General features: G+C 73.7%; 1 protein-coding gene. It reads left to right on the top strand.

Annotated features, from left to right (window positions below; genetic code table 11):
• Nucleotides 1-57 precede the first annotated feature (57 nt).
• A complete protein-coding gene (locus ACIQ8B_RS20160; protein ID WP_403548548.1) occupies nt 58-10,989 on the top strand; it encodes a type I polyketide synthase in 10,932 nt (3,643 codons plus the stop codon).
• Nucleotides 10,990-10,999 lie beyond the last annotated feature (10 nt).

Here is a 10,999-nt window from a genome sequence, read left to right as displayed (position 1 = left end):
GTCGAGGAATCGTGGAGGATGGTTATGTCCGCGCCGGACGAGCAGGTTGTCGACGCACTGCGAGCCTCGCTGAAGGAGAACGCCAGGCTTCAGCAGGAGAACAGCGAGCTCGCGGCCGCGGCCACGGAGCCCATCGCGATCGTCTCCATGGCCTGCCGGTACGCCGGCGGGATCCGCAGCCCCGAGGACCTGTGGCGGGTGGTGTCCGAGGGCACCGACGTCTACACCCCCTTCCCCGACGACCGGGGCTGGGACCTGGAGGGCCTCTACCACCCCGACCCCGACAACCCCGGCACGACCTACGTGCGCGAAGGTGCCTTCCTCCACGACGCCGCCCGGTTCGACGCCGCGTTCTTCGGCATCTCGCCGCGCGAGGCGCTGGCGATGGACCCGCAGCAGCGGCAGTTGCTCGAAGTGTCCTGGGAAGCCCTCGAACGGGCCGGTATCGACCCCCACTCGGTGCGGGGCAGCGACATCGGCGTCTTCGCCGGCATGGTGCACCAGGACTACGCCCCCGACCTGAGCGGCCACGAGGACTTCCTCAGCCTGGAACGCGCGCTGGGCACCGCGGGTGGCGTCGCCTCCGGACGCGTCGCCTACACGCTCGGACTGGAGGGCCCCGCCGTCACGGTCGACACCATGTGCTCCTCGTCGCTGGTGGCGACGCACCTCGCCGCGCAGGCGCTGCGCCGCGGTGAGTGCTCGATGGCGCTCGTCGGCGGCTCCACGGTCATGGCCACGCCCGGCGGATTCGTCGGCTTCGCACGGCAGCGGGCCCTCGCCTTCGACGGGCGCTGCAAGTCGTACGCCGCCGGCGCCGACGGTTCGGGCTGGGCGGAGGGCGTGGGCGTCCTGCTTCTGGAACGGCTGTCGGTCGCCGAGGAGCGCGGCCACCGGATCCTCGCGGTGCTGCGCGGCAGCGCCGTCAACCAGGACGGCGCGTCCAACGGTCTCACCGCGCCCAACGGGCCCGCGCAGCAGCGGGTCATCCGCAAGGCCCTGGCCGGCGCCGGTCTCTCCCCGGCCGACGTGGACGCGGTGGAGGGCCACGGCACGGGCACGGTCCTCGGCGACCCGATCGAGGCGCAGGCGCTGATCGCCACCTACGGACAGGGCCGCGACCCGCGGAAGCCGCTGTGGCTCGGCTCGGTCAAGTCGGTCATCGGGCACACGCAGGCGGCATCCGGGGTGGCCGGTGTCATCAAGACGGTGCAGGCGCTGCGGCACCGGGTGCTCCCGGCGACCCTGCACCTGGACGCGCCGACCCCCCAGGTGGACTGGTCGGCGGGCGCGGTCGAGCTGCTCACCGAGGCCCGGGAGTGGCCGGACCAGGGCCGTCCGCGCCGGGCGGGGGTGTCCTCGTTCGGGGCCAGCGGCACCAACGCCCACCTGATCCTGGAGGAAGCGCCGCCGGAGGCGAACGAGACCGTCCGGAAGACGGGGCCCACCCGGAACGCGGCGGGTGCCGCCCGGACCGCGACGGGGATCGACGGGAACGCGGCGGAGAGCGCCCGGGACGACGCGCGGGGCGCCGGGCCCGCCCGTGCGGTGCCGCTGGTGGTCTCGGCGGGAACCGCGACGTCCCTGGCGGCCCAGGCGGAACGGCTGGCGGCGTTCGTGGAGTCCGGCGCCGGTGGCGCGTCGCTCACCGACGTCGCCGGCGCCCTGGTGACCGGGCGTGCGGTGCTGGGGGAGCGGGCGGTCGTCGTGGCCGGCTCCGACGCGGAGGCCCTCGCCGGACTGCGCGCCCTCTCGCGGGGCGAGAGCGCGCCCGGGGTCCTCTCCGGCTCGGGGACGCCGAGCAAGGTCGTGTGGGTGTTCCCGGGGCAGGGCTCGCAGTGGGCGGGCATGGGCCGGGAACTCCTGGACGCATCACCGGTGTTCGCGGCGCGGATCGCCGAGTGTGCCGCCGCTCTGGAGCGGTGGGTGGACTGGTCCCTTGTCGATGTGCTGCGGGGCGAGGCCGAGCCCGGAGTACTGGAGCGGGTGGACGTGCTCCAGCCCGCCAGCTTCGCCGTGATGGTCGGTCTGGCCGCCGTATGGCAGTCCGTCGGCGTCGAGCCCGACGCGGTGGTCGGCCACTCGCAGGGCGAGATCGCCGCGGCGTGCGTGTCCGGAGCGTTGACACTGGAGGACGCGGCGCGGGTCGTGGCCCTGCGCAGCCAGGCCATCGCCGAACGGCTCGCGGGACGCGGGGGCATGGCCTCGGTCGCCCTGAACGAGGCCGAGGCGGTCCCCCGTCTGGAGCGCTGGGCGGACCGGGTCGAGGTCGCCGCCGTCAACGGGCCGTCCTCCGTGGTGATCGCCGGTGACGCCGAGGCGCTGGACGAGGCCCTCGACACCCTGGAGGACCAGGGAGTACGGGTGCGGCGGATCGCCGTGGACTACGCCTCCCACACCCGGCACGTGGAGCGGATCCGCGACACCCTCGCCGACGCCCTGGCCGGCATCGGCGCGCAGGCACCCGCCGTCCCCTTCTACTCCACCGTCACGGGCGAGTGGGTGGAGGACGCCGGCGTCCTGGACGGCGCCTACTGGTACCGGAACCTGCGCGGCCAGGTCGGCTTCGGCCCGGCGGTGGCGGAACTGGTCCGCCAGGGCCACGGCGTCTTCGTCGAGGTCAGCGCCCACCCCGTCCTCGTCCAGCCGATCACCGAGACCGTCTACGACACCGGCACCGGCACGGTCACCGGCACCGGCACGGTCACCGGCACCGGGGACGTCACGGACGTGGTGGTGACCGGTTCGCTGCGCCGCCAGGACGGCGGACCGCGCCGGCTCCAGACCTCGATGGCCGAGCTGTTCGTACGCGGCGTGCCCGTGGACTGGAGCGAGGTGCTGCCCGACGGCGCCGCCGCGGCACGCGTCGACCTGCCGACGTACGCCTTCGACCACCAGCACTTCTGGCTCAAGATGGGCGGCACGGCCACGGACCAGGCGTCGCTCGGACTGACCGGCGCCGACCACCCGCTGCTCGGCGCGGTGGTGGAACTGCCCCAGTCCGACGGCCTGGTCTTCACCTCCCGCCTGTCCCTCCAGTCCCACCCCTGGCTCGCCGGGCACGCGATCGGCGGGGTCGTCATCGTCCCCGGCACGGTCTACGTCGATCTCGCCGTGCGCGCCGGCGACGAGTTCGGCCACGGCATCCTGGAGGAACTCGTCATCGAGGCACCGCTCGTGCTGCCCGAACGCGGCGGCGTGCGCGTCCAGGTCGCGGTGAGCGGACCGGGCGCGAACGGCCTGCGCACCGTCGACGTGTACTCCCTGCGGGAGGACGCCGCCGGCGAGGGCGGCACCCACGGGTGGACCCGGCACGCCACCGGACTGCTGTCGGCCGCGCCCGCCGCCCGGGACGACAGCGACTTCGACTTCGCCGCCTGGCCGCCCCCCGGCGCCCAGCCGGTCGACGTCGAGAACTTCTACGACGACCTGACCGAGCGCGGCTACGCCTACGGGCCCGCCTTCCAGGGCCTGCGTGCCGTCTGGCGGCGCGGCGACGAGGTCTTCGCCGAGGCCGCCCTGCCCGAGGAACAGCGCGAGGACGCGGGCCGGTTCGGTATCCACCCGGCGCTCCTCGACGCCGCCCTCCACACCAACGCCCTCGCCGCGCCGGACGACGGCCGCAAGGTGCTGCCGTTCGCCTGGAACGGTCTCGTGCTGCACGCCACGGGCGCCTCGGCGCTGCGGGTGCGGGTCGCGCCGTGCGGGCCGGACGCCCTGTCGTTCCAGGCCGCGGACGAGACCGGCGGCCTCGTGCTGACCATGGACTCCCTGGTGTCCCTGCCGGTCTCCACCGACCAACTGGACGCCGCCGCGGCCCACGACACCCGCGACGCGCTGTTCGGCGTCGAGTGGACCGGGCTGCCTTCCGCCCTGGATGCGGTGCAGGTTCCGGTGTGGGTGCCGGTGGTTTCCGCCGAGGATGTGGCGGGGCTGGCGGGCGGTGCTGGGGCCGGGGTTCCGGCTGTGGCGGTGCTGGAGGCCGTCGCGGCTGGTGACGGTGCTGTGGATGCTGCTCTGGGGCTCACTTCGCGGGTGCTGGGTGTGGTGCAGGCGTGGCTGGGTGCGGCGGGGTTGGAGAACTCCCGGCTGGTGGTGGTGACGCGGGGTGCGGTGCCTGCCGGTGACGGTGTGGTGAGTGATCCGGCGGGGTCGGCGGTGTGGGGTCTGGTGCGTGCCGCGCAGGCGGAGAATCCCGACCGGATCGTCCTGGTCGACGCCGACCCGGCCGCCGCTGCCGGTGACGTGCGGGAGGCGGTCCTGGCCGCCGTGTCGGCCGGCGACGAACCACAGCTCGCCGTGCGCGGAACGACCCTCTCCGTCCCCCGCCTCGCCCGCGTCACCGGCCAGGTCCCCGACAGCCCCGGAATCTTCAGGCCCCGGGGGACGGTCCTGGTCACCGGCGGCACCGGCTCCCTGGGCACGCTGGTGGCCCGGCATCTGGTCACCCGGTACGGCGTACGCCACCTGGTCCTCGTCGGCCGCCGGGGCCCGGACGCCGAAGGCATGCCCGAACTCGTCGCCGAACTGGCCGAACAGGGCGCGGCGGTCTCCGTCGTGGCCGGCGACGTCTCCCGGCGCGCTGACGTCGAGGCACTGCTGGCCTCCGTACCGGACGAGCACCCCCTGTGCGGCGTGGTCCACCTCGCCGGCGTGCTGGACGACGGGGTGATCGCGGCCCTCACCCCCGAGCGCCTCGCCACGGTGTTCGCGCCCAAGGTGGACGCCGTACGCCACCTCGACGCACTCACCCGCGACCTGGATCTCGACGCGTTCGTCGTGTTCTCCTCCGCCGCCGCGCTCATGGGATCGGCGGGCCAGGGCAACTACGCCGCCGCGAACGCCTTCCTCGACGGCCTGATGGCCACGCGCCGCGAGGCGGGCCTGCCCGGCCTCTCCCTGGCCTGGGGCCTGTGGGAGCAGAGCACCGGACTGACCGCCCACCTCGGCGCCGTCGACCAGGCCCGGATGAGCCGCGGCGGCGTCCTCGCACTGACCCCGGCCGAAGGCCTGCACATCCTCGACCTCGGCCTGCACATGGGCCAGGCACTCCTCGTACCGATCAAACTCGACCTGCGGACGCTGCGCGGCCAGGCCGGGGACGGCGGGGGAGTCCCGCACCTGCTGCGCGGCCTCGTACGCGCAGGCCGCCGCTCGGCGCGGGCCGCCGCCGGCGACAGCGGCACCCTGGTGCGCCGCCTCGCCGGTCTGTCCCAGGCCGAACAGGAAAGCGTCCTGCTCTCCGTCGTACAGACCGAGGCGGGCGCCGTACTCGGCTTCACCAGCCAGGAACTGACGCAGGGCACCCGAGGATTCAGCAGCATCGGCTTCGACTCCCTGACCGCCGTCGAACTGCGCAACCGGCTCAGCGCGGCGACCGGCGTGAAACTCCCCGCCACGCTGATCTTCGACTATCCGACCCCCGTCGCCCTGGCCCGCCACCTGCGCGAGGAACTCGGCGACGCGGACACCACGGTGACCGGCGTCCCCGCAGCGGGCACGGCCACGGCGGCCGCCACCGCCGACCCCGGCGAACCCATAGCGATCGTGGGCATGGCGTGCCGCCTGCCGGGCGGCGTGACCAGCCCCGACGACCTGTGGCACCTGGTCCGGGAGGGCCGCGAGGGCGTCTCCGCCTTCCCCGACGACCGGGGCTGGGACCTGGAGGGCCTCTTCGACGCCGACCCCGACCGCGCCGGCACGTCCTACTCCACCCAGGGCGGCTTCCTGGAGGGCGCGGGCCTGTTCGACGCCGGGTTCTTCGGGATCTCGCCGCGTGAGGCGCTGGCGATGGACCCGCAGCAGCGGCTGCTCCTCGAAGCCTCCTGGGAAGCACTGGAGCGCGCCGGTATCGACCCGAGCACGGCACGGGGCGACAACATCGGTGTCTTCTCCGGTGTCTCCATCCACGACTATCTCGAGTCCCTGAGCAACATGCCCGCCGAACTCGAGGGCTTCGTCACCACCGCCACCGCGGGAAGCGTGGCCTCGGGCCGGGTGTCGTACGTCTTCGGCTTCGAGGGTCCCGCGGTCACCGTGGACACGGCCTGCTCGTCGTCGCTGGTCGCGATGCACCTGGCCGCGCAGGCCCTGCGGCAGGGCGAGTGCACGATGGCACTGGCCGGCGGCGTCGCCGTCATGGGCTCACCGATCGGCGTCCTCGGCATGTCACGCCAGCGGGGTCTGGCCGCCGACGGCCGCTGCAAGGCGTACGCCGACGACGCGGACGGCACCGTCCTGTCCGAGGGCGTCGGCCTGGTCGTCCTGGAACGCCTTTCGGTGGCCCGGGAACGCGGACACAAGGTCCTGGCCGTCATACGCGGCAGCGCCGTCAACCAGGACGGCGCCTCCAACGGCCTGACGGCTCCGAACGGCCCCTCACAGCAGCGGGTGATCCGGCGCGCCCTGACCAGCGCCGGGCTGTCGGCGGCCGACGTGGACGCGGTGGAGGGTCACGGCACCGGCACGGTCCTCGGCGACCCGATCGAGGCGCAGGCGCTGCTCGCCACCTACGGCAAGGGCCGGGACGCCGAACGGCCCCTGTGGCTGGGGTCGTTGAAGTCGAACGTCGGCCACACGCAGGCGGCGGCGGGTGTGGCCGGTGTGATCAAGATGGTGCAGGCGCTGCGGCACGGCGTCCTGCCCCCGACACTGCACGCCCAGCAGCGCACGACTCGCGTGGACTGGACGGACGGTGCCATCGAGCTGCTGACCGAGGCGCGGGAGTGGCCGCGGGAGGATCGTCCGCGCCGGGCCGGTGTCTCGTCCTTCGGTATCAGTGGGACGAACGCGCACCTGATCCTGGAGGAGGCGCCGGAGGAGGATGTCTCGCAGCCGCTGCCTGCCGGTGGTGGGGGTGTGGTGCCGTTGGTGGTGTCGGCGCGAAGTGCGGGGGCCTTGGCCGGTCAGGCGGGGCGGCTTGCCGCGTTCGTCGAGGGCACGGACGGGGTGCCGCTGGCTGCCGTGGCCGGTGCGCTGGTCGCGGGGCGTGCGGTGCTGGGTGAGCGTGCGGTCGTCGTGGCCGACTCCCGGGACGATGCCATGGCGGGTCTGCGGGCCTTTGCGGAGGGTGCGAGCGCGCCTGGTGTGGTGTCCGGCACTGCGGGTGCGGGTGTTCCGGGGAAGGTGGTGTGGGTGTTCCCGGGGCAGGGCTCGCAGTGGGCGGGTATGGGCCGGGAACTTCTGGATTCGTCGCCGGTGTTCGCGGAGCGGGTCGCGGAGTGTGCGGCTGCTTTGGAGCGGTGGGTCGACTGGTCTTTGGTTGATGTGGTGCGGGGTGAGGTGGAGCCCGCGTTGCTGGAGCGGGTGGATGTGCTTCAGCCGGCCAGCTTCGCGGTGATGGTGGGTCTAGCTGCGGTCTGGTCGTCGGTGGGTGTGCTGCCGGATGCGGTGGTCGGTCATTCGCAGGGTGAGATCGCTGCCGCGTGTGTGTCGGGTGCGTTGTCGCTGGAGGATGCGGCGCGGGTGGTGGCGCTGCGGAGTCAGGCCATCCGCGATCAGCTCGCCGGGCGGGGAGGGATGGCCTCGGTCGCGCTGAGCGAGGCCGACGCCTTGGCGCGCCTGGAGCGTTGGGCGGGCCGGGTGGAGGTCGCGGCCGTCAACGGCCCGTCCTCCGTGGTGGTCGCGGGTGATGCGGAGGCGTTGGACGAGGCGCTGGAGGCTCTGTCGGCGGACGGTGTCCGCGTGCGGCGGGTGGCGGTGGACTACGCCTCGCACACCCGGCATGTGGAGGACATCCGCGAGATCCTGGCCGAGACTCTTGCCGGGGTGAACGCGCAGGCGCCGATGGTGCCGTTCTACTCGACGGTGGCCGGCGAGTGGGTGGACCAGGCGGGTGTCCTGGACGGCGCCTACTGGTATCGCAACCTGCGGGGCCAGGTCGGCTTCGGCCCGGCTGTCGCGGAGTTGACCGGTCAGGGCCACGGCGTCTTCGTGGAGGTCAGTGCGCATCCGGTGCTGGTCCAGCCGATCACGGAGATCCTTGACGACGGTGGTGACGGCGCCGATGCCGTGGTGACCGGTTCGCTGCGCCGCGACGACGGGGGTCTGCGCCGGTTGCTGGCTTCGATGGCCGAGTTGTTCGTGCGTGGTGTGCCGGTGGACTGGACCGGTGTGCTCCCGGACACCGGGACCGCCGGGATCGGGCATCTGGGCGTGGATCTGCCGACGTATGCCTTCGATCACCGGCATTACTGGCTTCAGACGGCGCGGTCGGTGACCGACGCGGCGTCACTGGGACAGGCGGCGGCGGATCATCCGCTGCTCGGCGCGGTGGTGCGGCTGCCGCAGACCGACGGCCTGGTCTTCACCTCGCGCCTCTCCCTCAAGTCGCATCCCTGGCTGGCCGATCACGCCGTGGGCGGTGTGGTCGTCCTGCCCGGCACGGGTCTGGTGGAGCTGGCGGTGCGGGCCGGTGACGAGGCCGGCTGCGGGGTGCTGGAGGAGTTGGTGACCGAGGCGCCGTTGGTGGTGCCGGAGCACGGCGGGGTGCGCGTCCAGGTCGCCGTGGGCGCACCGGGCGAGAACGGCTCGCGCACCGTCGAGATCTTCTCCCAGCGCGAGGACGCTGCCGACGACGGGGACACATGGACCCGGCACGCCACGGGGCTCCTGTCGGCGTCGGTGCCGGCCGGCGGCGGAGAACACGACTTCACGGCGTGGCCGCCGCCCGGAGCGCAGCCCGTCGAGGCCGGTGACCTCTACGCCGGTCTGGCCGGCCAGGGCCACGAGTACGGTCCCGCGTTCCAGGGCGTGCGGGCGGTGTGGCGGCGCGGCGAGGAACTGTTCGCCGAGGTCGCCCTGCCCGAGGAGCACGGCAAGGACGCCGACCGGTTCGGTATCCACCCCGCGCTGCTCGACGCCGCCCTGCACGTCTCCGCGACCGATGCCGCGACGGTGAGCGGCGACGGTCCGCGCCGGCCGTTCGACTGGAACGGCCTGGTCCTGCACGCCGCGGGTGCCTCGGCCCTGCGGGTGCGACTGGTGCCCGGTGGGACCGACACCCTGACGCTGGAGGCGGCCGACGAGACCGGTGCCCTGGTGGTGTCGGCGGACTCGGTGGTGATGCGCGCGCTGTCCGCCGAGCAGTTGGCCCGGCCCGACGGCACGACGAGCACCAACTCGCTGTTCCTGCTGGACTGGACGGAGCTGCCTTCCGCCCTGGATGCGGTGCAGGTTCCGGTGTGGGTGCCGGTGGTTTCCGCCGAGGATGTGGCGGAGCTGGCGGGCGGTGCTGGGGCCGGGGTTCCGGCTGTGGCGGTGCTGGAGGCCGTCGCGGCTGGTGACGGTGCTGTGGATGCTGCTCTGGGGCTCACTTCGCGGGTGCTGGGTGTGGTGCAGGCGTGGTTGGGTGCGGCGGGGTTGGAGAACTCCCGGCTGGTGGTGGTGACGCGGGGTGCGGTGCCTGCCGGTGACGGTGTGGTGAGTGATCCGGCGGGGTCGGCGGTGTGGGGTCTGGTGCGTGCCGCGCAGGCGGAGAATCCCGACCGGATCGTCCTGGTCGACGCCGACCCGGCCGCCGCTGCCGGTGACGTGCGGGAGGCGGTCCTGGCCGCCGTGTCGGCCGGCGACGAACCACAGCTCGCCGTGCGCGGAACGACCCTCTCCGTCCCCCGCCTCGCCCGCGTCACCGACGACGGACGAGTCCCGGACGGCACTCCCGTGTTCGACACCGAGGGGACCGTCCTGGTCACCGGAGGCACCGGATCGCTGGGAGCACTCGCGGCCCGGCACCTGGTCACCCGGCACGGCGTACGGCACCTGGTTCTCGCCGGCCGCCGGGGCCCGGACGCCGAGGGTGCGCAGGAGCTGGCGGCCGAGCTGACCGAACTGGGGGCGGCCGTCGAGGTCGTCGCCTGTGACGTGTCCGACCGGACCCAGGTCGAGGCCCTCCTCGCCGCGGTGCCCGACGCGCACCCCCTGCGCGGTGTGGTCCACACGGCCGGCGTGCTGGACGCCGGTGTCATCGGGGCGCTGACCCCGGAGCGGCTGGCGCGGGTGTTCGCGCCGAAGGTGGACGCCGTACGGCATCTGGACGCACTGACCCGTGACCTGGCCCTGGACGCGTTCGTCGTCTACTCGTCCGTCTCGGCGGTGTTCATGGGCGCGGGCAGCGGCAGTTACGCGGCGGCCAACGCCTACCTGGACGGTCTGATGGCCGCCCGGCGGGCCGCGGGTCTGCCGGGGCTGTCGCTGGCCTGGGGCCTGTGGGAGCAGACCAGCGGCATGGCGGCGAACACCGACGAACTCACCCGCTCCCGGATGAACCGGCGAGGCGGCCTCCAGATGATGACCCTGACGGAGGGCATGGACCTCTTCCACGCCGCGCTGGGGTCCCCGCGGTCGCTCCTGGTACCCGCCAAGCTGGACCTGCGGGGAGTACGGGCGGACGCCGCGGCCGGTGGGGGAGTACCCCACATGCTGCGCGGCCTGGTCCGCACCGGGCGACGGTCGGCGCAGACGGGCACCGCCCAGGACGGCGAGCTGCTGCGCCGCCTGGCAGGGCTCCCCGCCGCCGACCAGGAGAAGACCCTCCTCGACCTCGTACGCGCCCAGGCCGCGTCCGTGCTCGGGCACGCCGGACCGGACGGGGTTCGCGCGGACACGGCGTTCAAGGACACCGGGTTCGACTCGCTCACCTCCGTGGAACTGCGCAACCGGCTGCGGGCGGCCACGGGACTGAAGCTCCCCGCCACCCTGGCCTTCGACTACCCGAACCCGCAGGCCCTCGCCCGGCACCTGCACACCGAACTGTTCCCGGACGGCGGCACGGCCGGCCAGGACGTGGACGAGGAACGACTGCGGCGCGCACTCGCGTCGCTCCCGCTGGCCCGGTTCCGGGCAGCCGGCCTGATGGATGCCCTGGTCAAGCTGGCCGCCCTCGACGACAGCACACCGGCCACCGGCGCATTCGACGACGCCGACGAGGAAATGGCGGTCGCCGAGCTGGACGTCGACGACCTCGTGCAGCTCGCGCTCGGCGACAACTGACCCGCGAAAC

The sequence above is a fragment of the Streptomyces sp. NPDC096105 genome, from assembly GCF_044763335.1.
Lineage (GTDB): Bacteria > Actinomycetota > Actinomycetes > Streptomycetales > Streptomycetaceae > Streptomyces.
The sequence above is the reverse complement of the archived record's forward strand: the minus strand, read 5'-3'. Positions and strand labels throughout refer to the sequence as shown.